At 59.3% G+C, this 23,782-nt stretch carries 19 protein-coding genes and 1 pseudogene; 14 read left to right on the top strand and 6 right to left on the bottom strand.

The genetic code is table 11. The features are described from left to right. Positions 1 to 26 precede the first annotated feature (26 nt). The 3 genes from WLY71_RS06015 to WLY71_RS06005 all read right to left on the bottom strand — a co-directional run bounded on the left by WLY71_RS06015 (position 27) and on the right by WLY71_RS06005 (position 2,291). Positions 27 to 398, bottom strand: coding sequence for a translation initiation factor Sui1 (locus WLY71_RS06015; protein WP_007907444.1), 372 nt, complete (start codon positions 396 to 398; stop codon positions 27 to 29). A gap of 264 nt (positions 399 to 662) precedes the next feature. After that, on the bottom strand, positions 663 to 1,220 hold the full coding sequence (locus tag WLY71_RS06010; RefSeq protein ID WP_347802867.1) for an NUDIX hydrolase: 558 nt from the start codon (positions 1,218 to 1,220) through the stop codon (positions 663 to 665). A gap of 3 nt (positions 1,221 to 1,223) precedes the next feature. Then, positions 1,224 to 2,291 (bottom strand): DUF2333 family protein, encoded by a 1,068-nt coding sequence (locus tag WLY71_RS06005; RefSeq protein WP_347802866.1) that lies wholly within the window; start codon positions 2,289 to 2,291, stop codon positions 1,224 to 1,226. A 392-nt stretch (positions 2,292 to 2,683) separates the two neighbouring features. On the opposite strand from WLY71_RS06005, the gene gcbA reads away from it, so the two are divergent. The 13 genes and pseudogenes from gcbA (at position 2,684) to WLY71_RS05940 (ending at position 20,674) form a co-directional block, all read left to right on the top strand. Further along, entirely contained in the window at positions 2,684 to 4,354 is a 1,671-nt protein-coding gene (gcbA, locus tag WLY71_RS06000; protein ID WP_347802865.1) for a diguanylate cyclase GcbA, read from the top strand. A gap of 1,492 nt (positions 4,355 to 5,846) precedes the next feature. Further along, positions 5,847 to 6,353: pseudogene (locus WLY71_RS31280) on the top strand (methyl-accepting chemotaxis protein); the annotation flags it as partial. A 164-nt stretch (positions 6,354 to 6,517) separates the two neighbouring features. Further along, positions 6,518 to 8,260: a protein-disulfide reductase DsbD gene (locus WLY71_RS05990; protein ID WP_347802863.1), complete on the top strand. Its 1,743-nt coding sequence runs from the start codon at positions 6,518 to 6,520 to the stop codon at positions 8,258 to 8,260. Positions 8,261 to 8,391: 131 nt separating this feature from the next. Beyond that, a complete protein-coding gene (gene aroQ / locus WLY71_RS05985) occupies positions 8,392 to 8,844 on the top strand; it encodes a type II 3-dehydroquinate dehydratase (RefSeq protein WP_017336343.1) in 453 nt (150 codons plus the stop codon). Between the two features lie 48 nt (positions 8,845 to 8,892). Beyond that, on the top strand, positions 8,893 to 9,354 hold the full coding sequence (gene accB / locus WLY71_RS05980) for an acetyl-CoA carboxylase biotin carboxyl carrier protein (protein ID WP_347802862.1): 462 nt from the start codon (positions 8,893 to 8,895) through the stop codon (positions 9,352 to 9,354). 17 nt (positions 9,355 to 9,371) lie between these two features. Continuing rightward, positions 9,372 to 10,730 (top strand): acetyl-CoA carboxylase biotin carboxylase subunit, encoded by a 1,359-nt coding sequence (gene accC / locus WLY71_RS05975; protein ID WP_347802861.1) that lies wholly within the window; start codon positions 9,372 to 9,374, stop codon positions 10,728 to 10,730. A 301-nt stretch (positions 10,731 to 11,031) separates the two neighbouring features. Next, positions 11,032 to 11,910 (top strand): 50S ribosomal protein L11 methyltransferase, encoded by an 879-nt coding sequence (gene prmA / locus WLY71_RS05970; RefSeq protein ID WP_347802860.1) that lies wholly within the window; start codon positions 11,032 to 11,034, stop codon positions 11,908 to 11,910. 30 nt (positions 11,911 to 11,940) lie between these two features. After that, positions 11,941 to 13,149, top strand: a complete 1,209-nt coding sequence (locus tag WLY71_RS05965; protein ID WP_347802859.1) for a DUF3426 domain-containing protein — start codon at positions 11,941 to 11,943, stop codon at positions 13,147 to 13,149. Between the two features lie 185 nt (positions 13,150 to 13,334). Continuing rightward, positions 13,335 to 14,345 carry a tRNA dihydrouridine synthase DusB gene (dusB, locus tag WLY71_RS05960; protein ID WP_347802858.1) on the top strand — a complete coding sequence of 337 codons (1,011 nt, stop codon included), beginning with the start codon at positions 13,335 to 13,337 and terminating at the stop codon, positions 14,343 to 14,345. After that, positions 14,342 to 14,662 carry a DNA-binding transcriptional regulator Fis gene (fis, locus tag WLY71_RS05955; protein ID WP_007907419.1) on the top strand — a complete coding sequence of 107 codons (321 nt, stop codon included), beginning with the start codon at positions 14,342 to 14,344 and terminating at the stop codon, positions 14,660 to 14,662. Before dusB ends, fis begins: the two co-directional genes overlap by 4 nt. Positions 14,663 to 14,743: 81 nt before the next feature. Next, positions 14,744 to 16,351, top strand: a complete 1,608-nt coding sequence (gene purH, locus WLY71_RS05950; protein ID WP_347802857.1) for a bifunctional phosphoribosylaminoimidazolecarboxamide formyltransferase/IMP cyclohydrolase — start codon at positions 14,744 to 14,746, stop codon at positions 16,349 to 16,351. A gap of 153 nt (positions 16,352 to 16,504) precedes the next feature. Next, on the top strand, positions 16,505 to 17,800 hold the full coding sequence (gene purD, locus WLY71_RS05945; RefSeq protein WP_201183679.1) for a phosphoribosylamine--glycine ligase: 1,296 nt from the start codon (positions 16,505 to 16,507) through the stop codon (positions 17,798 to 17,800). A gap of 99 nt (positions 17,801 to 17,899) precedes the next feature. Further along, positions 17,900 to 20,674: a hybrid sensor histidine kinase/response regulator gene (locus WLY71_RS05940; protein ID WP_347802856.1), complete on the top strand. Its 2,775-nt coding sequence runs from the start codon at positions 17,900 to 17,902 to the stop codon at positions 20,672 to 20,674. Positions 20,675 to 20,736: 62 nt separating this feature from the next. On the opposite strand, the gene WLY71_RS05935 is transcribed toward WLY71_RS05940, so the two are convergent. Both WLY71_RS05935 and WLY71_RS05930 read right to left on the bottom strand, forming a co-directional pair. Next, positions 20,737 to 21,435 carry a hypothetical protein gene (locus tag WLY71_RS05935; protein ID WP_347802855.1) on the bottom strand — a complete coding sequence of 233 codons (699 nt, stop codon included), beginning with the start codon at positions 21,433 to 21,435 and terminating at the stop codon, positions 20,737 to 20,739. Positions 21,436 to 21,496: 61 nt separating this feature from the next. Continuing rightward, positions 21,497 to 22,282 (bottom strand): hypothetical protein, encoded by a 786-nt coding sequence (locus tag WLY71_RS05930; RefSeq protein ID WP_347802854.1) that lies wholly within the window; start codon positions 22,280 to 22,282, stop codon positions 21,497 to 21,499. A gap of 257 nt (positions 22,283 to 22,539) precedes the next feature. Between WLY71_RS05930 and WLY71_RS05925 the strand changes: the two genes are divergently transcribed. Then, positions 22,540 to 23,136, top strand: a complete 597-nt coding sequence (locus tag WLY71_RS05925; RefSeq protein WP_007937197.1) for a MarC family protein — start codon at positions 22,540 to 22,542, stop codon at positions 23,134 to 23,136. A 112-nt stretch (positions 23,137 to 23,248) separates the two neighbouring features. Here WLY71_RS05925 and WLY71_RS05920 read toward each other — a convergent pair. Continuing rightward, the coding region (locus tag WLY71_RS05920; protein WP_347802853.1) for a hypothetical protein at positions 23,249 to 23,782 on the bottom strand (534 nt) is incomplete at its 5' end.

The raw sequence follows: 23,782 nt of genomic DNA, 5'->3' as shown, positions 1-23,782 counted from the left end.
GCCGAGGGTGGTTTTCACAGAGGCTGCTAGCCGCCGGACTTCTTCGCTTTGAAACCGTGTTTGATCAGCTCGGCCAAGAGTAGCTCGACATGATCGCCCTGGATTTCAATGATTCCGTCTTTCAACGCACCACCGGTCCCGCAACGTTTCTTCAACGTGGTCGCCAGGTCCTTGAGTGCGTCTTCGGCCAACGGCACGCCGGTGATGGTAGTCACCGTCTTGCCGCCACGCCCCTTGCTTTCGCGACGCACGCGAGCAATGCCGTCGCCGGCCGGGATAACGGTCTGTTTGCAGATGCAGGCATCCACCGGTTGACTGCAATCCGGGCAATGACGACCTGCGTCGGTGGAAAATACCAGGCCACCAAGGGCGGCGAAGGATGCGGCTTTTTTGGCCACCGGCAATCCTCTTGGGAGGACAAAGACTGGTCGCGGCAACTTCGGCAAGTGCCATCGACCGCGAAGCCCCACTCAGGCAGGGGCAGCGCTACTGAAACGGAAAACCCTGTGTAGGAGCTGACGAGTGCAACGAGGCTGCGATCTTTTGATCTTGGTTCAACGGCAAAGTCAAAAGATCGCAGCCTCGTTGCACTCGTCAGCTCCAACAAGGTCGCGCAGTGTAACGGCAAAAACGCCGATTGCTAAGAGCCAATCGGCGCCAATTTATGCCTCTTTTGCGACGTCATTCGTCCGAGAACAAAGATACCGCTTCAACGCGGCCAGAGAGTCCGGGCAATAAGGCTTTTGCTGGATTTCCAGCAGGACTTGATCAACGGGAATAAAGCGCGCTTCAAGGACTTCTTCGGGTTGCAGGATCAATGGACCGTCCCACACCGCCGAAAACGCCGAACACCAGAGCCGATTACCGGTGTCTTCGAAGAAAAAGTGATCATGGGCGGTCAGTTCCACGCCGCTCACGCCCAGCTCTTCTTCCAGCTCGCGGGCAGCCGATTCGGCGTAGGTTTCGCTCGCTAGCACCATGCCCCCCGCCGCCACGTCCCAGAAACCTGGATAAATGGCTTTGCTCAGCGTGCGTCGATGCACGCAGAGTTCACCGGCGGAATTGAACAGCATGATGTAAGTGCCGCGTCCGATCAGCCCGCGTTCGCGCAGGTCGGAGCGGACCAGGGCGCCGAGCAGGTTGTCCTGTTCGTCAACCCAGGCGATCTGTTCGGCATCCGAGGCCGCGCGGTGCGCGACCTCTCTGGCGCTATCGACCATGACTCAGCCCTGATTGAGCAATTGACGCAAATCGATCACTGCGGCGTTGGCCCGGGAGATGTAGTTGGCCATGACCAGCGAGTGGTTGGCCAGCACCCCGAAACCGCTGCCATTAAGGATCATCGGACTCCAGACCGGTTCCTGCGAGGCTTCCAGCTCACGAATGATCTGACGCACACTGACCGTGGCGTTCTTCTTGGCCAGCACATCGGCGAAGTCGACTTCGATGGCGCGCAGCAGATGGGACAAGGCCCAGGCCTGACCGCGGGCTTCGTAGAACACATTGTCGATCTGCATCCACGGGGTTTCGACGATTTCTTCGTCAACCTGCGGCACCTGACCCGGGGCGACGACTTCGGTTTTCAGCGCAGTGTTGAGTTTGACCCGGCCAACGCTGGCCGACAGCCGTTGCGACAGTGAACCCAGACGGGTACCGACATCGCCCAGCCAGTTGTTCAGGTTGTCGGCGCGGGCATAGAACAGCGCATTTTTCTGCGACGGATCGGACAGGCGCGCCTGATAACGGCTCAGGGATTTCATGCCTTCCTGGTACTCGGACTCACTGGATGGCAGCACCCAGCTTTTGTTGTCGAAGTTGAAACGCGGTTCGGCCTTGGCCAGATCGGAGTCTTCGGCAGATTGCGATTGCGAGCGAGCAAAGTCTTTACGCAAGGCACGCGTCAAGTCGCGGACCTGGACCAGTACGCCATATTCCCAGCTCGGCGTGTTATCCATCCACAGGCCCGGCGGGAAGCGGTCGTTGGAAATATAGCCACCCGGTTTGGTCAGCAAAGTACCGGCGACGGTCTTGAGGGTTTCGACCGTGGTGTAGCCGATGACCATTTGCTTGCCTTCTTTCTCGGCGGCCATCTGCGCATTCTGCTGAACCGGGAACAGCGCAGGTTCCTGGCTCCAGTACCAGCCCAGCGCAATAGCCACCAGCAAGTAAAGGCCAATCAGAGTGGCCAGTGCCCGGCTGAACAACAAGCCACCCAAGTAACTACGGGTGGCCGATTTCGGTTCAGCGGCACGTTCAGGGGCGCTGCCCGCGCGGTTCTTCCAGTCCAGCATGGCGATATCCTTTCAATCACTTGAGTTCATCGGTTCGACCACAACCCTACGCCATCGTGCCTCGTTTTCCGCGCATTAATCTGGTCGAGGCGCCACTATAAATGAAGCACACACCTTTGTAGCAGCTAGCGTAGCCTGCGTTCGGCTGCGCAGCAGTCGTAAAACCTGAGTGCGAGGGCCTTCTGAAAAACCGCACCGCCTGATTTCACGACTGCTGCGCAGCCGAACGCAGGCTACGCCAGCTGCTACACGAGCGTATCCGACCAGTCAGTCAGAAACTGAATGATGCTGCTTTGCAGATTATTGACACACAACACTAATGCGATGGAAAAGAGGTGCTAGCATAGAGCCACCAGTCGATCTCAGCATGCACCCTAACTAGTAGTCAGGATATGACCGAGCCAGAAGACCCCAGCCGTGAGCGCCTCAAGCACCACTTTGCCCAGCGGGTAATTCATCAGGCACGTCAAATTCTTGAGATATGGCAACGCCTGCAACGCAGCGAGTGGTCCACCACCGACTTATCGGAACTGAGCGAGGCCAACCTGCGCCTGCTGCGTTTCGCCGAGCGCTTCGAGCAACCTGAACACACCCAGCTGGCGCGCTACATCGGTCAGTCGCTGGAGGCTGTCGACGCCAATCGCGGACGCCTGAGCAGCGGACTGATCACTGACCTCAATCGTTTGATGCAGCGCCTGTCACGCACCGGCTTGCGCCATGGCGATCAGTTGGACCAGACCTTTCTGCCGCCGCTGCGCAAGCCGATCTACGTGATGCTGCAGGATTACGACCGCGCCGAGCGTCTGGCCAAGCAGCTGGAATTTTTTGGGCTCAGCGCTCAAGCCCTCGACAGCGTTGCGGCGTTCCGCTCTTCGATGATCGAGCGCTTGCCTGCGGCGATCGTCATGGACGTGGACTTCAGTGGCGCCGGCATCGGCCTGAAACTGGCTGCCGAAGCCCAGGAAGGCCTCGATCATCAATTGCCGCTGTTGTTCTTCAGCCTGCACGAAACCGACACCCCGACCCGCCTCGCCGCCGTGCGTGCCGGTGGCCAGGAATTCCTGACTGGCACCCTCGAAGCCTCGAACCTGCTGGAGAAAATCGAAGTCCTGACCTGCGTCGCCCAGTACGAACCTTACAAAGTGCTGATCATCGACGATTCCCGCGCCCAGGCCTTGCACACCGAGCGCCTGCTCAATAGCGCCGGGATCGTCACGCGGACCTTGATCGAGCCGATCCAGGCCATGGCCGAACTCGCGGATTTCCAGCCAGACCTGATCATCCTCGACATGTACATGCCGGCCTGTACCGGTACTGAGCTGGCCAAAGTGATCCGCCACAACGACCGTTACGTCAGCGTGCCGATCATTTACCTGTCGGCCGAAGACGATCTGGACAAACAGCTCGACGCCATGAGCGAGGGCGGCGACGACTTCCTGACCAAACCGATCAAGCCCCGGCACCTGATCACCACCGTGCGCAACCGCGCAGCGCGAGCACGCAATCTGAAAGCGCGGATGGTCCGCGACAGCCTCACCGGGCTGTACAACCACACGCACATTCTGCAATTGCTCGAAGACTGCAGCTTCCGCGCCCGCCGCGAGAGCAAGCCGCTGAGCTTTGCGATGCTTGACATCGACCACTTCAAACGGGTCAACGATAGCCACGGCCACCCCATGGGCGATCGGGTAATCAAGAGCCTGGCGCTGTTTCTCAAGCAACGCTTGCGCAAAACCGATTTCATCGGCCGTTACGGCGGTGAAGAGTTCGCCATCGTGATGCCAGACACCGATCTCGAATCGGCCCATAAAGTGCTCGACGAAATCCGTCGACGTTTTGCCGAGATTCACTACCCGGCTCAGCCGCAGGACCTCTGGTGCACGTTCAGCGCCGGCGTGGTGGAACTGTGTGAAAACTCCGACAGCCTGATGATGGCCAGCCAGGCAGACGAAGCGCTGTACCGCGCAAAAGACGCCGGACGCAACCGCGTGCAGGCTGCGCGGACGTCAAAGCAAAGTGCCACTTTTTCATCGGAATCGACCGATTCGGTCATAACCCTGTAACACAAACGCAATAAATTCAGGCGCTTACCATTCTGCCGCTGGTAGACCCGCGATGCGCCTGAAGCTGCTGACCAATCTCAACACCCTCCTTTTAGTCGCCGTGTGCGTGGCCCTTGGCGCCACACTGTGGTGGTCGCAAAAGGCCCTGGAGCGCCCCTATCTTTTGATGGAGCGTTACCTGGGCTTGTCCCAGCAATTTCAAAATGAAGTCGCGCGCAACATCGACGACTACCTCGCCAGCGGCGATGCCCTGCGCCTGAGCAGCGCCAGCCAGGCCATCGACGGTGTGCAAAAGGAACTCGGCGAGTTGCCGCCGGCCTTGGCCGACACCTTGCGCCCGAGCCTGTCGAACCTCGAAGAATTCAGCAAAACCGACCTGCTGGCCGCCGGCAAACTCGCGGGCGATCCGCAAGCGCTGCTGCTTCAGGCCGAACGCGAACTCGGCGCCAGCCTCGATCAGCTCAGCCAGTACGCCAGCGCTAACGCGGCGTATCTGACGCCGTTGCTCGCGGCCTCCCAGCACTTGGGCAAGTTGTCTCTGGCCCGGGACAAACTGGTCAGCAGCAGCCGCAGCGAATTGGCCGCCGATGTCGAGCGTGAAGTCAGCAACATCCGCACCCAGGCTGAGCTGCTGAACGCCTTGCCGCTGCTGGGCGTGACGAGCAAAAGTGAATCGAACACGGATGATTTCGCGGCGATGATGGGCCTGGAGAACACTGAAAAAGCCGTTGCCGAGGATGCTGGCGTCGGCCTCAAGCGTGAACTGAACAGCCTCCTCACTCGCTACCCGGCCGAACTGGCGCGCACACGTGACCAGATCCAGAAACGCACCGACCTCAGCGCCGCCACTCACCTGAAAATCGCAGCCGTGCAGCAGGCCATCGCCGGACTGGAGCCGGTGGTTCGCGCCCAGCACGGACAGATCCAGGGCGAAGTGCGGCTGATGCAAGGCGTGATGATTGGCCTGATTCTGCTGATTGCTTTGCTGATCGACACCTTGCAACGGAAACTGGCCCGGACGCTGACCAACCTCGCCCCGGCCCTTTCGACCTGGGCTGAAGGCGACTTCAGCCAGGACATTCAACTGGGTAAAACCAATCGTGAACTGCACGACATTGAAGCGTCGCTCAATCGCTTGCGCGCCTATCTGGTCGACCTGGTAGGGACCATTCGCCTCAACGCCGAGCAGGTCGCCGGTAGCAGCCGAACCCTGGCCGAGTTGAGCAATGACCTGCACAGCGGCGCCGAACATCAGGCCGGTGACACGGCGCTGATCCGTGATTCTCTTGGCGAACTGGAAGCGACCATTCAACAGGTTGCCGGCGATGCCAGCCAGGCGGCCAACGCCAGCCGCCATGCCGGGCTGGCGGTGGAGCACGGCCAGAAAGTCATCGGCTTGAGCCTCACCGGGCTGCACGCGCTGGTCGGCGAAGTGCAAGGCAACGCGCAAATGATCGAACACCTGGCCGAAGAGTCGGCAACCATTGGCGGCGTGCTGACAGTGATCCGCTCGATTGCCGACCAGACCAACCTGCTGGCTCTGAACGCCGCGATCGAAGCGGCTCGTGCCGGGGAAATGGGCCGTGGATTTGCGGTGGTGGCCGAAGAAGTTCGCTCACTGGCGCAACGCACCGCTGGCGCCACGGCAGAAATCCAGACCCTGATCGCCGGTTTGCAAACCGCGGCGCGACAATCGGTGGAAGGCATGCGCGCCCAGGTCGAACACGCCGAAGCCACTGCCAATCAGGCCCAGGCCGCCGACGGTGCGCTGGATAAAATCGTCGGCGCGATCCAGACCATTTCCGACACCGCCGTACGCATCGCTGATGTCACCGCTCAGCAGAGTGGCGCCGTCAGCGAAATCCGCGATCACAGTGAGCGGATTCACCAATTGGGTGGGGATAACTTGCTGCGCATTGGTCAGGGGCGTGAGCAAGGGGAACATTTGTTGGTGCTGGGTGGACGACTGCATACAGCCGTCCAAGCCTTCCGCGTCTGAAAGATCGCCTTCGCGAGCAAGCTCGCTCCCACATTTGGAATGCGTTCCCCTGTGGGAGCGAGCTTGCTCGCGATAGCGCCAGAACAATCACCACAGAATTCCCGGCCCTGCACGCCCGCCGACTGTCCGCTATCATGCCTTCACTTTCGATACGCGAGATTGTCATGCGCCGTTTGCTCTGCCTGTTGTTTTTAGTGCTCGCCCTGCCGGCCACCGCCGCCGCCGGTTTGCTGGACAGTCGGCCCAGCTCGACGTTGGGCTCGATCAACAACAGCGCCGACTTCCTGCCGGTGCGTGAAGCCTTTCAGCTGAGCCTGGTAGAAAGCACACCGCAATCGATCAAGCTGCGTTTCGTTGCCACCGAAGGCTATTACCTCTACCGGCACCGCTTTCAGTTTCGCGCCGACCCGGCCGATGCAGGCCTGGGCGCCGCGCAACTGCCCAAGGGCGAACAGAAGCACGATGAGTATTTCGGTGATGTCGAGGTCTACCACGGCATTCTCGAAGTCGAACTGCCACGCACCGATCAACGCGCTTTCACCCTGGTGGTTACGTATCAGGGTTGCGCCGACAAAGGCTTGTGCTATCCACCCGAGACCGAGCGCCTGAGTATTGATGGCCGCACAGGCGCGCCCCCGGCCTGGAGCTGGCGCGAACTGGCGCTGTTTTTCCTTGCTGGCCTGGGCCTGACGTTCACACCGTGCGTGCTGCCGATGCTGCCGATTCTGTCCGGCGTGGTGTTGCGTGGTCAGGCGGGGGGGTTACGCGGCTTCAATCTATCTTTGGCCTACGTGCTGCCAATGGCCGCCTGCTTCGCCCTGCTCGGGGCGTTGATGGGGATGTTCGGCGCACAACTCAATCTTCAGGCGCGGCTGCAATCGGCGTGGGTGCTGGTACCATTCGCGATGTTTTTTGCGCTGTTTGCCTTGGCGATGTTTGGCGTCTTCGAACTCAAGCTGCCTCACGCTATCAGCAGTCGGCTGGATCGGATCGCCGGTCGCACCAAAGGCGGTTCGTTGTGGGGCGCCGCCGTGCTCGGCGTGGTTTCCAGCCTGTTGGTGTCGCCCTGCGTCTCGGCACCGCTGGCCGGCGCGCTGCTGTACATCAGCGCCAGTGGCGATGCATTGGGCGGCGGTCTGAAATTGTTCATGCTCGGCCTTGGCATGGGTGCACCGCTGTTGCTGGTCGCCACTGGTGGCGCCGCCTGGCTGCCGAAAAGCGGACCCTGGCTGATCTATGTGAAAAACGCGATTGGCGTTTTGTTGCTGGGGCTGGCGATCGGTCTGCTCAGTCGAGTACTGCCGGGCCAGATCACGTTGCTGCTGATCGGCTTGCTGGCCGGTGGCGTCGGGTTGTTCATGGGCGCGCTGGAGTTCGTCTACAAACCGCCGAGAAAACGCCTGAGTCAGTTGCTGGGGATGTTCCTGCTGTTTTATGCGCTGGCGTGTTGGTTTGGAGCGTTCAGCGGCCAGACCGATCCGCTCAATCCGATTGGCCAGCCGCGCACGATTGCCGGCAATGAGCAACCGCAAAACAGCAGCGCCTGGCAAACCGTCAGCACCCCGGCAGACCTGGACCGCGTCCTCGCCGAAGCCAAATCATCGGGCACCCCGCTGCTGCTCGACTGGTACGCCGACTGGTGCATCAGTTGCAAAGTCATCGAACATAAGGTGCTCAACGACGCCAGGGTCGTCGAACGCCTCAAAGGCTATCGACTGATTCGCTTCGACATCACCGCCAGCAACGCCGAGCAACGCGCCTTGCTTGACCGCTACAAATTGTTTGGCCCGCCAGCGCTGATGTTATTCGGCAAGGACGGCGTCGAACACACCGATGTGCGAGTGATCGGCGAGATCAACGCCACCGACTTCGCCGAACGTGTTGCGAAAGCAAATGACCGGATTTAATAACCCGGTCACATATTTCGCGCAAACATCGGCCATCGTGCTGGCTATTGCATAGAACTGGACAGTCACAAAGGCTTTGCGGCATAGTCGCCGGGTTCTGACAATTGCACACAGATAACAAGGAACAGCAGATGGCGACGCTACTGGTTCTGCACGGACCCAACCTGAACATGCTCGGCACCCGTGAACCGGGCACCTACGGCGCTACGACACTGGCGCAGATCAACCAGGACCTGGAACGCCGTGCCCGTGAAGCCGGCCACCATTTGCTGCACCTGCAAAGCAACGCCGAGTACGAATTGATCGACCGCATCCACGCTGCCCGCAGCGAAGGTGTGGACTTCATTCTGATCAACCCAGCAGCTTTTACGCACACAAGTGTCGCATTACGTGACGCGCTGCTGGCGGTGAGCATCCCATTCATCGAAGTGCATTTGTCTAACGTGCACAAACGCGAACCTTTCCGCCATCACTCTTACTTCTCCGACGTAGCGGTGGGAGTGATCTGCGGCCTTGGCGCCAGCGGTTATCGACTGGCCCTGGAGGCCGCACTAGAGCAGCTTGAAAGACAGGCAACGGCTTGAACAACAAGCGTTAAACGCCCCTGACCGACCCTTGGGAGTTGATGATTCATGGATATCCGTAAAGTTAAGAAACTGATCGAACTGCTGGAAGAGTCCGGCATCGACGAGCTCGAGATCAAGGAAGGCGAAGAGTCCGTACGCATCAGCCGTCACAGCAAGACCCCGGCTCAGCAGTACTATGCACCGGCTCCAATGCATGCGCCGGCGCCGGCGCCTGTCGCTGCCGCCCCGGTTGCCGCTGCTGCACCTGCGGCTCCCGCTGCGCCAGTTCTGAACGGCACCGTTGCCCGTTCGCCTATGGTCGGCACCTTCTATCGCAAATCTTCGCCATCCTCGCCGTCCTTCGTTGAAGTCGGCCAGACCGTGAAGAAAGGCGACACCCTGTGCATCGTCGAAGCCATGAAGATGATGAACCACATCGAAGCTGAAACCAGCGGTGTGATCGAATCTATCCTCGTCGAAGACGGCCAGCCGGTTGAGTATGACCAACCGCTGTACACCATCGTTTGAACCGCGGAGAGACTTTGATGACTGCGAAGTTGGAAAAAGTTCTGATCGCCAACCGCGGTGAGATTGCCCTGCGGATTCTGCGTGCCTGCAAAGAGATGGACATCAAGACTGTCGCCGTTTACTCCAAGGCCGACAAAGAGCTGATGCACCTGGGTCTGGCAGACGAATCCGTCTGCATCGGCCCGGCCTCGGCCGCGCACTCTTACCTGCACATCCCGGCAATCATCGCCGCGGCCGAAGTGACCGGCGCTACCGCCATTCACCCAGGCTACGGCTTCCTTGCGGAAAACGCTGATTTCGCTGAACAGGTCGAGAACTCCGGCTTCGCGTTCATTGGCCCGAAAGCCGACACCATTCGCCTGATGGGCGACAAGGTATCGGCCAAGCACGCCATGATCGCTGCGGGCGTTCCAACCGTTCCGGGTTCCGACGGCCCGCTGCCTGAAGACGAAGAAACCGCTCTGCGCATCGGTCGCGAAGTCGGTTACCCGGTGATCATCAAAGCCGCTGGCGGTGGTGGTGGTCGCGGCATGCGCGTTGTGCATAAAGAAGAAGACCTGATCTCCTCGGCGAAACTGACCCGCTCCGAAGCTGGCGCGGCGTTCGGCAACCCGATGGTCTATCTGGAAAAATTCCTGACCAACCCACGTCACGTGGAAGTTCAGGTACTTTCCGACGGCCAGGGCCACGCCATCCATCTGGGCGACCGCGATTGCTCGCTGCAACGTCGTCACCAGAAAGTTCTCGAAGAAGCGCCGGCACCGGGCATCGACGAGAAGGCACGGGCTGAAGTCCTCGCACGCTGCGTCAAGGCTTGCATCGACATCAATTACCGTGGCGCGGGTACTTTCGAGTTCCTGTACGAGAACGGCGCGTTCTATTTCATCGAAATGAACACCCGCGTTCAGGTTGAGCACCCGGTTTCGGAAATGGTCACCGGCATCGACATCGTCAAGGAGATGCTCAGCATCGCCGCTGGCAACAAGCTGTCGTACACCCAGGAAGACGTGGTTATCCGCGGTCATGCACTGGAATGCCGAATCAACGCCGAAGACCCGAAAACTTTCATGCCGAGCCCAGGCACAGTCAAGCACTTCCACGCACCAGGCGGCAACGGCGTTCGCGTCGATTCGCACCTGTACAGTGGCTATGCCGTTCCGCCGAACTACGATTCGTTGATCGGCAAGCTGATCACCTACGGCGCAACCCGTGACGAAGCCCTGGCGCGCATGCGCAATGCGCTGGACGAAATCGTTGTCGACGGGATCAAGACCAACATCCCGCTGCACCGCGATCTGGTCCGCGACGAAGGCTTCTGCAAAGGTGGAATCAACATCCACTACCTGGAACACAAGCTGGCTGGCGAAAAGCACTAAGCTTCGACCCAATCAACAAAGCCGCCTTCGGGCGGCTTTGTTGTTTCTGGACATTTCATCAAGCAGCACACATCCCCTGTGGGAGCGAGCTTGCTCGCGATGGCGGTGTGTCAGCCGACGTCTTTGCTGAATGTGCCGCCATCATCGCGAGCAAGCTCGCTCCCACAGGGTTCGGTGTGAATCAGGAGCCGTGCAGTGGATGCAGGCCAAGCCACTCCCACAAACCCTCCGCGCTCGCGTAAACTTGCGCGCTTCTCGCAGCCCGCTAGGCTGCAATTAATATTTTTCAAAGGTGCCCGCCATGCCTTGGCTGCAAGTCCGTCTCGCCATCAGCCCAGAACAAGCCGAAACCTACGAAGACGCTTTCCTTGAAGTGGGCGCCGTATCGGTGACCTTCATGGACGCCGAAGATCAGCCGATCTTCGAGCCGGAACTCAACACCACGCCGCTGTGGTCGCACACGCACCTGCTGGCCCTGTTCGAAGGTGGCACCGAAGCCGTCACCGTGCTGGCCCACCTTGAGTTGCTGACCGGCAGCCCGCTACCCGAGCATCACAGCGAAGTCATCGAAGACCAGGACTGGGAACGCAGCTGGATGGACGGTTTCCAGCCGATGCGTTTCGGCCAGCGCCTGTGGATCGTTCCAAGCTGGCACGCAGCGCCCGAGCCTGATGCCGTGAATCTGCTGCTGGATCCGGGCCTGGCATTCGGCACCGGCACTCACCCGACTACCGCGCTGTGCCTGGAATGGCTCGACGGCCAGGACCTGAAGGACTGCAACGTATTGGACTTCGGCTGCGGCTCGGGGATTCTGGCGATTGCCGCCCTGCTGCTGGGCGCCAAGCAAGCCGTCGGTACCGATATCGACGTGCAAGCCCTGGAAGCCTCCCGCGATAACGCCGGGCGCAACAACATTGCCGAAGCACTCTTCCCGCTGTATCTGCCGCAAGATCTGCCGCAAGTTCAGGCCGACGTGCTGGTGGCCAACATTCTTGCCGGCCCGCTGGTTTCCCTGGCACCGCAATTGTCCAGCCTGGTCAAATCCGGTGGTCGTCTGGCGCTGTCGGGCATCCTCGCCGAACAAGGTGAAGACGTCGCCAAAGCCTACGCTCAGGACTTCGATCTGGACCCAATCGCCAATCGCGATGGCTGGGTGCGCATCACTGGCCGTCGGCGCTAGAATGAGCGCCTGCATAAACCGGATCGCCGCATGACCGACAGCTTCGTCACCCAGTGCCCGCATTGCCAAACCAGCTTCCGCGTCAGCCATGCTCAATTGAGCGTGGCCCGCGGAGTGGTTCGTTGCGGCTCGTGTTTGCAGGTGTTCAACGCCGCCAAGCAGCTACTTGAGCAACGGGCCGGCAAGGACGCGATCACGCCGGCTGCCCCGGCCATCGTCGAACCACCGGAGCCGCGAGCCATCAGCCAAAAGCAATGGACCGCGGCCGAGCTGGATCTGGACAGTCTGGACCTGGACGAAGAGCTCGCCCGCCTCGAACAACGGGAGATCCAGCCGACCACGGAATTCGGCCGACAGCGCGAAGACAACCTGAGTGCCAGCCGGGATACCGTCGAGCACGCAGAAGCGCCGTGGCCTGACAGCCTGTTCAGCGAATCGGCCGCCGATCGTGCGCAGACCGCTGAAGCCGACTTGCCGGAGCTGGAACTCGATCCGAGCAAATACTCACGCACCGAACCTTCGCTGTCCCTGGAGCCGGTGGAACTGGACGACGAGTCTCTGCCGCCACAGCTGCGCCTGCACGACCCACTCGACGCACCGATGCATCACGAACGCCTGTCGGCAACCGATGACATCGACGACGATCTGCCCTCGATCGAGCCTCCGCGCAAAAAGCGTGAGCCGGCTGTCCGGGCTGAAGCCCTGCAAGACCTGACCGATGACCCACTGCAACTGGACTGGCAAAAGCGCCGCTCACCCTGGGGTCGCCGATTTTTCTGGCTGCTGTTGATCCTGCTCGGCGCTGCCGCGCTCGCCGGCCAGTACATCGCCTACCATTTCGAAGAACTGGCGCGTCAGGACCAGTACCGTCCGTGGTTCCAGCAACTGTGCCCGCAAATCGGCTGCACCGTGCCATCCAAAGTCGACATCGCCAAAATCAAAAGCAGCAACCTGGTGGTCCGCAGCCACCCGGACTTCAGCGGTGCACTGGTGGTCGACGCGATCATCTACAACCGCGCCCCCTTCTCCCAGCCTTTCCCGCTGCTGGAGTTGCGTTTTGCCGACCTCAACGGCCACCTGATCGCCAGCCGTCGCTTCAAACCCGGCGAGTACCTCAACGGCGATCTCGAAGGGATGGCGGAGATGCCTCCGCAAACGCCGATCCACATTGCACTGGATATCCTCGATCCAGGCGCCAAAGCGGTGAATTACAGCCTGAGCTTTCATTCGCCCGAGTGAAACGGTTCAGTGTTACGGGTTTGACGGCATATTTCTGACTTTGACCGCTCATACCAAACCGCTGGCGATAACAGAATAACTGTTCAGATTTTGTTCAATTCAGCCTTTATCCAGTCATCGAGAGCGGGTATCATGCCAACCCTTTTTCGAACTCTCATGATCCGACCCCACAACAGGGAAGTCCTATGTCGGCGGTACGCATCGGTCCTTACACATTGCACAACGGCTTGATTCTCGCCCCGATGGCGGGGGTCACAGACCAACCCTTTCGTCAGCTGTGCAAGCGACTGGGCGCAGGACTTGTAGTCTCGGAAATGGTCACCAGCGACATGAGCTTGTGGAACACCCGCAAATCACGGATGCGCATGATCCACGAAGGTGATCCCGAGCCCCGCTCGGTACAGATCGCCGGTGGTGATGCACAGATGCTGGCGGATGCGGCCCGGGCCAACGTAGAACTGGGCGCACAGATTATTGATATCAACATGGGCTGTCCGGCGAAAAAAGTCTGCAACAAGGCCGCCGGGGCCGCACTGTTGAAAGATGAAGCACTGGTGACCGAGATCCTGCAGGCCGTAGTGGCTGCGGTTGATGTGCCGGTGACCCTGAAGATCCGCACCGGCTGGGACCGGGACAACAAGAACGGCCTGACCGTGGCGAAGATCGCCGAGCAGGCAGGCATTACGGCGTTGGCGGTCCATGGCCGCACCCGTGCCGATCTGTACACCGGCGAAGCCGAGTACGACACCATTGCCGCAATCAAGCAGGCCGTGTCTATTCCGGTCTTTGCCAATGGCGATATCGATTCGCCAGAGAAGGCCCGGTACGTGCTCGATGCGACCGGTGCCGATGGCCTGCTGGTAGGCCGGGCCGCCCAGGGGCGGCCATGGATTTTTCGCGAGATCGATCATTTTCTGCGTACCGGCGAGAAACTCCCGGCACTGGAGCTGATCGAGGTGGAACGCATTCTGCTAGAGCATCTGGCTGCGCTGCACGTCTTCTATGGAGACGTCATGGGCGTACGCATTGCTCGAAAGCATGTGGGCTGGTATCTCGCAACCTTGCCGGGCGCCAGGGAGTTTCGCGCCCACTTCAATCGTTTGGAAGATACGGAAGCACAATGCGCCAACGTTCAGGGCTTCTTCGCCGAACGTTACAAGAGCCTGACAGGGGACGGAGACGAGGTGGCCGCATGACGATGATGACCGAGACTTTAGTGAGTGGAACAACACCCGTGAGCGACAACGTGAATTTGAAACAGCACCTCAATACGCCTAGCGAAGAAGGTCAGACCCTTCGCGGGAGTGTCGAGAAGGCGCTGCACAATTATTTCGCCCACCTTGAGGGCGCTGCCGTCACGGATGTGTACAACCTGGTGCTCTCCGAAGTCGAGGCTCCCCTGCTCGAGTGCGTGATGAACTACGTCAAGGGCAACCAGACCAAGGCCAGCGAGCTGCTCGGACTGAACCGAGGCACGCTGCGCAAGAAGCTCAAGCAGTACGATTTGCTGTAAGCATTCAATCAAACCAGAAAGGCGCCCGCGTAAAAACGGTCGCCTTTTTTGCTGACTCCTTTGCTTTTGATGGAAATTGAAATGACCGACCAGACTACCCGCCTGCCGATCCGCCGCGCCTTGATCAGCGTTTCCGACAAGACCGGGATCCTCGAATTCGCCAAAGAGCTTGAAGCCCTGGGCGTCGAGATCCTCTCCACCGGCGGAACGTTCAAGCTGCTGCGCGACAACGGTGTTGCCGCAGTGGAAGTCGCGGATTACACCGGTTTCGCAGAAATGATGGACGGCCGGGTAAAAACCCTGCACCCGAAAATCCACGGCGGGATCCTCGGTCGTCGCGGTATCGACGACGCCATCATGAACGAGCACGGCATCAAGCCGATCGATCTGGTCGCGGTCAACCTGTACCCGTTCGAAGCCACCATCAACAAGCCAGGCTGCGACCTGCCGACCGCAATCGAGAACATCGATATCGGCGGCCCGACCATGGTCCGTTCGGCTGCAAAAAACCACAAAGACGTGGCCATCGTGGTGAATGCCAGCGACTACACCAGCGTCCTTGAAAGCCTCAAGGCCGGCGGTCTGACCTACGCTCAGCGTTTCGACCTGATGCTCAAGGCCTTCGAACACACTGCCGCCTATGACGGCATGATCGCCAACTACATGGGCACCGTGAACCAGGCGGCTGACACCCTCAGCACTGAAGGCCGCAGCGAATTCCCGCGCACCTTCAACAGCCAGTTCGTCAAGGCGCAGGAAATGCGCTACGGCGAGAATCCGCACCAGAGCGCGGCGTTCTACGTTGAAGCCAAGCCTGCCGAAGTTGGCATCGCCACTGCGACCCAACTGCAAGGTAAAGAGCTGTCGTACAACAACGTGGCCGACACCGACGCCGCGCTGGAATGCGTGAAGAGCTTCGTCAAACCGGCCTGCGTGATCGTCAAGCACGCCAACCCGTGCGGCGTGGCCGTCAGCCCGGACGCCGAAGGTGGCATCCGTCAGGCTTACGAACTGGCCTACGCCACCGACACCGAGTCGGCGTTCGGCGGCATCATCGCCTTCAACCGCGAGCTGGATGCTGAAACGGCCAAGGCCATCGTCGAGCGTCAGTTCGTCGAAGTGATCATCGCCCCGTCCGTCAGCGAAGAAGCTCGCGCCATCGTGGCGGCAAAAGCCAACGTGCGCCTGCTGGCCTGCGGCGAGTGGTCGGCTGATCGCGGTGCTGCGTGGGACTACAAACGCGTCAACGGTGGCCTGCTGGTACAGAGCCGCGACATCGGCATGATCGGTGCCGACGACCTGAAAGTCGTGACCAAGCGCGCCCCGACCGAGCAAGAGATCCACGACCTGATCTTCGCCTGGAAAGTAGCCAAATACGTTAAGTCCAACGCCATCGTCTACGCCAAGAACCGTCAGACCATCGGTGTCGGCGCCGGCCAGATGAGCCGCGTGAACTCCGCGCGCATTGCTGCGATCAAGGCTGAACACGCTGGTTTGCAGGTGGCAGGCTCGGTGATGGCCTCCGACGCGTTCTTCCCATTCCGCGACGGCCTGGACAACGCGGCCAAGGTCGGCATCACCGCGGTGATCCAGCCAGGCGGCTCGATGCGTGATAACGAAGTGATTGCTGCAGCCGACGAGGCTGGCATCGCGATGGTCTTTACTGGCATGCGCCACTTCCGTCACTGATACACCGCGCCCCTGTAGGAGCTGTCGAGTGCAACGAGGCTGCGATCTTTTGATCTGGTTTTCTAAAGCAAAATCAAAAGATCGCAGCCTCGTTGCACTCGACAGCTCCTACAAGGGATTGCAGCGCCTTTACAGATTTTTGAGGTTTTTGAAATGAATGTTTTGATCATTGGCAGCGGTGGCCGTGAACACGCCCTGGCCTGGAAAGTGGCTCAGGATCCGCGCGTGCAGAAGGTTTTCGTTGCCCCGGGCAACGCCGGCACCGCCATTGAAGCCAAGTGCGAGAACGTCGCTATCGACGTGCTGGCACTCGAACAGCTTGCAGACTTCGCCGAGAAGAATGTTTCCCTGACCATCGTCGGCCCGGAAGTGCCACTGGTCGCCGGCGTCGTCGATCTGTTCCGCTCCCGTGGCCTGGACTGCTTCGGTCCGACCGCTGGCGCTGCTCAGCTGGAAGGCTCGAAAGCCTTCACCAAGGATTTCCTGGCGCGCCACAAGATCCCGACGGCCGACTACCAGAACTTCACCGAGATCGAGCCAGCCCTGGCTTATCTGCGTGAAAAAGGCGCACCGATCGTGATCAAGGCCGATGGCCTGGCCGCCGGTAAAGGCGTGATCGTTGCCATGACGTTGACCGAAGCCGAAGACGCCGTACGCGACATGCTGGCGGGTAACGCCTTCGGCGATGCCGGTTCGCGCGTGGTGATCGAAGAGTTCCTGGACGGCGAAGAAGCCAGTTTCATCGTCATGGTCGACGGCAAGAACGTATTGCCGATGGCCACCAGCCAGGACCACAAACGCGTCGGCGACGGCGATACCGGTCCGAACACAGGCGGCATGGGTGCCTACTCCCCTGCCCCGGTCGTGACCGCTGACGTGCACAAGCGCGTCATGGACCTGGTGATCTGGCCGACCGTGCGCGGCATGGCCGAGGAAGGCAATGTCTACACCGGTTTCCTGTACGCCGGTCTGATGATCGACAAGGCTGGTAACCCAAAAGTCATCGAATTCAACTGCCGTTTCGGCGACCCTGAGACCCAACCGGTGATGCTGCGTTTGCAGTCGAGCCTGGTGTTACTGGTCGAAGCAGCGCTGGCGCAAGCCCTGGACAAGGTCGAAGCACAATGGGATCCGCGTCCGAGCGTCGGCATCGTGCTGGCGGCTGGCGGCTATCCTGGTGACTACGCTAAAGGCGTTGCCATCAACGGTCTCGATGCAGCTGCAGCACTGGAAGGCAAAGTCTTCCACGCCGGTACTGCACTCAAGGACGGTCAAGTGGTGACGGCCGGTGGTCGGGTACTCTGCGCCACGGCAATGGGTGCCAGCGTCGATGCCGCTCAACAGCAGGCTTACAAGCTGGCGGCCAAAATTGACTGGGAAGGCTGTTTCTATCGCAAGGACATTGGCTACCGTGCCATTGCCCGCGAGCGTGGCGAAAATCAGGAATAAGAACGCCATTGGGCCAGGCAAGGGCTTCGGGCCCTTGCCGGACTATTCCGGCGCCGCGCATAGTTATATTCTGGCATCAACCTACGAAGGGATTTCGCCGTGCGCTGGCTCAGGATTGCCATAGGATTCACCGTCACTCTGCTGACCTTGCTCTGCATGCTCCCGGCCCAGGCCGCGCAAGGCAGTGGCTGGGCGGTATTGCTCGACGAACAGGGCGACCTGCAACTCAGCGACATCCGATCCGCTCGCTACACCAATCAATTCAGCCCCATTGAACTCGACCGCCTCACCGCCGCCGAGCCCGATGGCGCGTTATGGCTGCGTTTCAGACTCGCGCCCGGCAAGCATGAACAGTTGCTGCGGGTGTTCGCTCCCGACCTGTCCCACCTCAATCTGTATGTGCTGGACGGCGACACGCTGATCGAGCAACTGAACACCGGCACCGGCCAGCCCCAGGCTGAACGGCCACTGCCCAGCAGCGATTTCATGTTGCCGCTGCCGCAAAACGAAAAACCTCTCGATGTTTACCTGCGACTGGTCTCCGACCATCAGTTGAGGCCTTACATCACCCTGCAGTCGGCGGTCATGACCGCGGCCAATCAGAATCAGACCCTGATCTACGGACTGTTGTTCGGCTGTATCGCAATGCTGATCCTGCACAACCTCATTCGTTATGCCTACACCCGTTCACGCAGCAGTCTCTGGCTGGCGGGCTGCGAAGGGCTGTTGATGCTCAGCCTGGTCCTGCTGCTGAACATGGCCGGCCCGTGGTTGCCGGACTGGCATGCGGTCCAGACACCGGGCGCTTACCTCGCCCTGCTGCTGACGGCACCCTGCGGCCTTATGTTCGCCTACCGGTTCTTCGCCCCGCTCGGCCCGCACCCGCTGAACAAGCTGCTGCTGGGCGACATCCTGTTCATCAGTGTCTGCGGCTTGCTGCTGTTGTTCGTCAACACGCTGCCGCTGAACATCATCACCTACGCGCTGGTCGCCCTCGCGGGACTGACCATGTTGTTCGTCAGCGCCTATCACTGGCAAAAAGGCTATCGCCCGGCGCGTCTTTTCGTGGCGGCAATGGTGGTGTTCAACGCCGGTACGCTGATTATCCTGCCCGCCCTGCTGGGGCTGACCCTGGTGGAGCCTCAAGGCCTGATCACCACGTTGCTGGTGTTCATCTGTATCAGCGGCCTGTTGATGAGCATTGCCTTGAGCGAACGTCAGCGCAGCATCACCGAAGACCGTTTCAGCGTCAGCCGCGACCTGGCCGCCAGCAACGCCGAGATCAACGCCAAGGCCGAATTCCTGGCAAAAATCAGCCACGAAATCCGCACCCCGATGAATGGCGTGCTGGGAATGACCGAGCTGCTGCTGGGCACGCCGCTCTCGGTCAAGCAGCGCGACTATGTACAGACCATCCACAGTGCCGGCAACGAACTGCTGACACTGATCAACGAGATTCTCGACATCTCCAAGCTCGAATCCGGGCAGATCGAACTGGACGATGTGCAGTTCGACCTCAACGCGCTGATCGAAGACTGCCTGAGCATCTTCCGCGCCAAGGCCGAACAGCAGAACGTCGAGCTGATCAGCTTTATCCAGCCGCAAGTGCCGCGCGTCATCAGCGGTGACCCGACGCGCCTGCGTCAGACCTTGCTGAGCCTGCTGGAAAACGCCCTGAAGAAAACCGACGAAGGCGAAATCCTGATCGTCGTCGCGCTCGATGAGCGCAGTGCCAAACCGCGCTTGCGCATTGCCGTGCAGGACAGCGGTGAGCCGATGGACGCCGAAGAGCGCGACGCATTGATGCACGCCGAACTGCACAGTAAGCACTTCCTCTCGGCCACCCGCTTGGGAGGCAACCTGGGGCTGGTGATCGCCCGTCAGCTGATTCGCTTGATGCAAGGGGAGTTCGGCATCAAGAGCGGTGCCAACCAGGGCAGCACCTTGTGGCTGACCCTGCCGCTGGACCCTGACCGCCTCGAACACCCGACGTCTGACCTTGATGGCCCACTGCAGGGTGCACGGGTATTGGTGGTGGACGATAACGACACGTGTCGCAAAGTGCTGGTGCAGCAGTGCAGCGCCTGGGGTCTGAATGTCAGCGCCGTACCCTCCGGCAAGGAAGCGCTGGCGCTGCTGCGCACCAAGGCTCACTTGCGCGATTACTTCGACGTGGTCCTGCTGGACCAGAACATGCCCGGCATGACCGGCATGCAACTGGCGGCCAAGATCAAGGAAGACCCGAGCCTGAACCACGACATCCTGCTGATCATGCTCACCGGCATCAGCAATGCGCCCAGCAAGATCATCGCGCGCAACTCCGGGATCAAACGCATCCTCGCCAAACCGGTGGCCGGCTATACCCTCAAGACGACGTTGGCCGATGAGCTGAACCAGCGGAACAAGGGCCTTTCCATCTCGCAGCACCTGACCATCGGCCCCACTTTACCGGTGAAAGTGCCAAGCGATTTCCGCATCCTGGTGGCCGAAGACAACAGCATTTCGACCAAGGTGATTCGCGGCATGCTAGGCAAGCTCAACCTGCAACCGGATACCGCCAGCAATGGCGAAGAAGCCTTGCAGGCGATGAAAGCCCAGCGGTATGACCTGGTCCTGATGGACTGCGAAATGCCGATCCTCGACGGCTTCTCCGCGACTCAGCAATTACGTGCCTGGGAAGTCGGTAATCAGCGGATTCGCACGCCGGTGGTGGCACTGACCGCGCACATCCTCGCCGAGCACAAAGAACGTGCACGCCAGGCCGGTATGGACGGGCACATGGCCAAACCGGTCGAGCTGTCGCAACTGCGCGACCTGATCGAGCATTGGGTTGCGCAGCGCGATCAGCAGAACCGCACGGCCTCTACGTTTTGAGCAAGCGGGTATAGCCGCCTTAGCGCCATGACCTGATCAGGCATCGAGCGATGAGGGCGGCACTAGAAAGCAATATCGGCAGTTTTTACCAGCGTCGTCACGTGGTCAGGCAATCGATCCCTGATCTTCAGGGCAAGCGTCTCGCGGGCGAGCGCGTAAAGAGTTTCGGACAGATTGGCCCGTGCGTAACGCACACAGACGGGGCCTTGCATTTCTTCGACCTTCAGGCGCTGCGACCATGGGTTCGGAGTCAGCTCCTGCCGAGTCTGAAAGTCGACATACACGCTCGTGAACGACGTCGGATTTTGCGCCAGGATCGCGAGCAAGCGCACAGCCTTCAGGGGTGGGCGAGGCGACACATCTTCTTCACCGGAATACTCCTGCGCGTTGTCACACAGAACATTGATCGCGGGTACAGAGCGCGGTATCCGGGCTGCGTACCGCAAAAAATTATCGAAAGTCTGATCTTGCGCACCGCTGCCCTGCATGGCGGCAACTACCCACTCCAGCGGCGAGGCGTCAGGATTACTTTCAAGCGATAAATCCAGACGAAACTTCAAGTTGCGTATCCAGAAGTCGTCAAGCACGCCCACATAAGCGTCATACCACTGATCCGCTGTTTTGTTCTCGATCTTTTTATTGGCCACCAGTTGCGCAAGCAGAGTTGAGTTAATGAGATCATCATACATTTCACGCCCTTCAACTTTCGAGACAGCAATAACTGCATTACCAACAGCCATTAAAGTACATTGACGTACCATAAACATTCCTTGCCTGAAAAAAGGGCCGCCGTGTAAACGGCCGCCCTTTAAACACAGCGAATCAAATATCGTAGTTATCGATCTTGGTTTTTGCGTTCAAACCCAATTTCGTGAGAATAGTCGCACGGGTCTGTTCCACCAATGCAGGGACTTTCCTGAAGACCGAATCGCCGCGATACAGTTTCACTTCGCGTGAATCCCAATCCGCGAACAGCACTTGCGTTGCGGTGTTTTTGCGAATGAAACGGACAGTGCCTAGCGCCAGGGTGACTTCATTATTGATTTCGGTACACGTGCCGGCAGCAATACCGCCCACGCCGTGCTCCAGCAGGTTGCGCTCATAAAGGGTCAAGGCAGTTTCACGTTTTTTCAGCGCGGTGATGGCGTCCCCTGCCACCTTCAGCATCAAGGCGGAAGTCGAGCCCGGCACGGCGATACCGGCAATGACGCCACCCAGAATTTCCAGCACCAGTTGATCCATCCGCACGGTGTTGCCGCCGATGTTCATGTCGTTGTAATACTTCTGGGTCGGTAGCCAGCCCGCATCGGTCAAGACTTGCACAAACAGGTAATACCATTCTTTACCCTGATACTCGTATGGGTATTTCTTGTTCGCTACCAGCGTTGCAAAAAGAAAGGCATGCTGAACATCTTCCCGGTTTTGATCACTCAGATTTCCGGTGAACGACAAGATACCTTCACCGACAACGGAGCCTTTGGCAGGCGCTTCAATAACAGGCGCCGAAAAACTGCGTACACGAAGGGCGGAAACATTATCCACTTCATAGCCTTCCAGACGGCGTACACACTCAGCAATTTTACACTCTTCAATATTATGAACAATCATTATCAATCCTTATTAATTAGACGAGTTCCTCTTGAACCCGCGAGAAAACAATATCCAAACAGAACAGAAACCTCAAACAAGAACATGTAACATTATTAATGTAAGCAATCAAACAACTAATACTTCACCCCCCCTAAAACTTAATACTGACACTTCAAGACCACGAAACAAATAGAGCGATTTCTCAGTTCACCGCCCCAAAGATTAATTCGACTGATAGACTCCGCTACAACCCTCTCATGCCGCGAGTCGAAACCATGCTCCACGTATTGTTCAGCGTTTACCTGAAGATGCTGGTGCTCTACAGCCCGTTCTTCGTATTGTCCTGCTTCATCAGTCTGACCCGTGGTTATTCGCGCAAGGAACAACGTCGACTGGCCTGGAAAGTGGCGACTGCCACCCTGGTCTCCAGCGTCTTGCTGTACCTGTTCGGGAGGGTGATTTTCAGTGTCTTCGGCATCACCGTGGACGCGTTCCGCATCGGCGCCGGCAGTGTGTTGTTTATCTCGGCGCTGGGCATGGCACAGGGCAAGTCGGCGGTGCAAACCGACAACGTGCAGCAGGACGTAACCATCGTCCCGCTGACCATTCCCCTGACGGTCGGCCCCGGCACCATCGGCGCCTTGCTGGTGATGGGCGTGAGTCAGCCTCATTGGGACGACAAACTCACGGCCATTCTCAGTATTGCCCTGGCCAGTTTCACCGTCGGCGTAGTGCTTTATCTGTCCAACCGCATCGAGCGCATTCTCGGTGACCAGGGCTTGCAGATCGTCAGCCGGTTGATGGGGTTGTTCGTCTGCGCGTTGGCGGCGCAGATCATCTTTACCGGGGTGAAGGGCTATCTGGTTCCGTGACACCCACCTTCGTCATTAGCGCGGCAAGCTGCCTGTCCTCGTCCTTTAGAAAAAAAGAGCCGATAGCCACTCACACATCGAACAGGCGCAATGTGTCAGTGGCTGTCAGAACTCAACCTTCTATTTTTTCAACTATTGCGGTGGGCAAAATATCTTTGAGTAACACACTGCCCTTCCTGGCCAGGGCACTCACCAGTGTTGACACCGCGAAGGACTGATAGCCGCTCATCGTCAGAAATACGTTCCGTTGCAAAACGACATCGCTCGAGAATACGTCGCGAAAGATCAAACTGTGTCCGCTGTCCGCATCCACAATCACCAAGTGCTCATCGACCCGGCTCGCCCACAACTGATCCGCAACCACGATATCCCAGATCAGTTTTCCCGGAACCGAGGGCGAGTGGTCGAGCGAATGGCGGCAATCGACAATGACCGATTCAAGTTTCAACCACGCGGCTCTGGTAAGCCGACAGGTCGTTGAACCTTGACCCAGTTTGAGTACCAGGATGCTGACATCATCGGCAATCAACGGGAGCAGGTCTGTACGCGTTTTCGCCCCCTCGACCACCAGTACTTCGGCGTTTCGCTGGACATAGTCGAGCGGCTCGACCCCGCTGTTTTGCGGATAGGTGTGCAAAAAACCACC

The sequence above is a fragment of the Pseudomonas rossensis genome (assembly GCF_039888995.1).
In the GTDB taxonomy this organism is placed as follows: domain Bacteria; phylum Pseudomonadota; class Gammaproteobacteria; order Pseudomonadales; family Pseudomonadaceae; genus Aquipseudomonas; species Aquipseudomonas rossensis.
The sequence above is the reverse complement of the archived record's forward strand: the minus strand, read 5'-3'. Positions and strand labels throughout refer to the sequence as shown.

Excerpts from the sequence above, each read along its gene's own strand:
- WLY71_RS06005 (WP_347802866.1), bottom strand. The coding sequence starts at position 2,291 with ATGCTGGACTGGAAGAACCGCGCGGGCAGCGCCCCTGAACGTGCCGCT.
- purH (WP_347802857.1), top strand. The coding sequence starts at position 14,744 with ATGACCGACCAGACTACCCGCCTGCCGATCCGCCGCGCCTTGATCAGC.
- WLY71_RS05965 (WP_347802859.1), top strand. The coding sequence starts at position 11,941 with ATGACCGACAGCTTCGTCACCCAGTGCCCGCATTGCCAAACCAGCTTC.
- dusB (WP_347802858.1), top strand. The coding sequence starts at position 13,335 with ATGTCGGCGGTACGCATCGGTCCTTACACATTGCACAACGGCTTGATT.
- WLY71_RS06010 (WP_347802867.1), bottom strand. The coding sequence starts at position 1,220 with ATGGTCGATAGCGCCAGAGAGGTCGCGCACCGCGCGGCCTCGGATGCC.
- prmA (WP_347802860.1), top strand. The coding sequence starts at position 11,032 with ATGCCTTGGCTGCAAGTCCGTCTCGCCATCAGCCCAGAACAAGCCGAA.
- purD (WP_201183679.1), top strand. The coding sequence starts at position 16,505 with ATGAATGTTTTGATCATTGGCAGCGGTGGCCGTGAACACGCCCTGGCC.
- WLY71_RS05990 (WP_347802863.1), top strand. The coding sequence starts at position 6,518 with ATGCGCCGTTTGCTCTGCCTGTTGTTTTTAGTGCTCGCCCTGCCGGCC.
- WLY71_RS05930 (WP_347802854.1), bottom strand. The coding sequence starts at position 22,282 with ATGATTGTTCATAATATTGAAGAGTGTAAAATTGCTGAGTGTGTACGC.
- accC (WP_347802861.1), top strand. The coding sequence starts at position 9,372 with ATGACTGCGAAGTTGGAAAAAGTTCTGATCGCCAACCGCGGTGAGATT.
- fis (WP_007907419.1), top strand. The coding sequence starts at position 14,342 with ATGACGATGATGACCGAGACTTTAGTGAGTGGAACAACACCCGTGAGC.
- accB (WP_347802862.1), top strand. The coding sequence starts at position 8,893 with ATGGATATCCGTAAAGTTAAGAAACTGATCGAACTGCTGGAAGAGTCC.
- WLY71_RS05935 (WP_347802855.1), bottom strand. The coding sequence starts at position 21,435 with ATGGTACGTCAATGTACTTTAATGGCTGTTGGTAATGCAGTTATTGCT.
- gcbA (WP_347802865.1), top strand. The coding sequence starts at position 2,684 with ATGACCGAGCCAGAAGACCCCAGCCGTGAGCGCCTCAAGCACCACTTT.
- WLY71_RS05925 (WP_007937197.1), top strand. The coding sequence starts at position 22,540 with ATGCTCCACGTATTGTTCAGCGTTTACCTGAAGATGCTGGTGCTCTAC.
- aroQ (WP_017336343.1), top strand. The coding sequence starts at position 8,392 with ATGGCGACGCTACTGGTTCTGCACGGACCCAACCTGAACATGCTCGGC.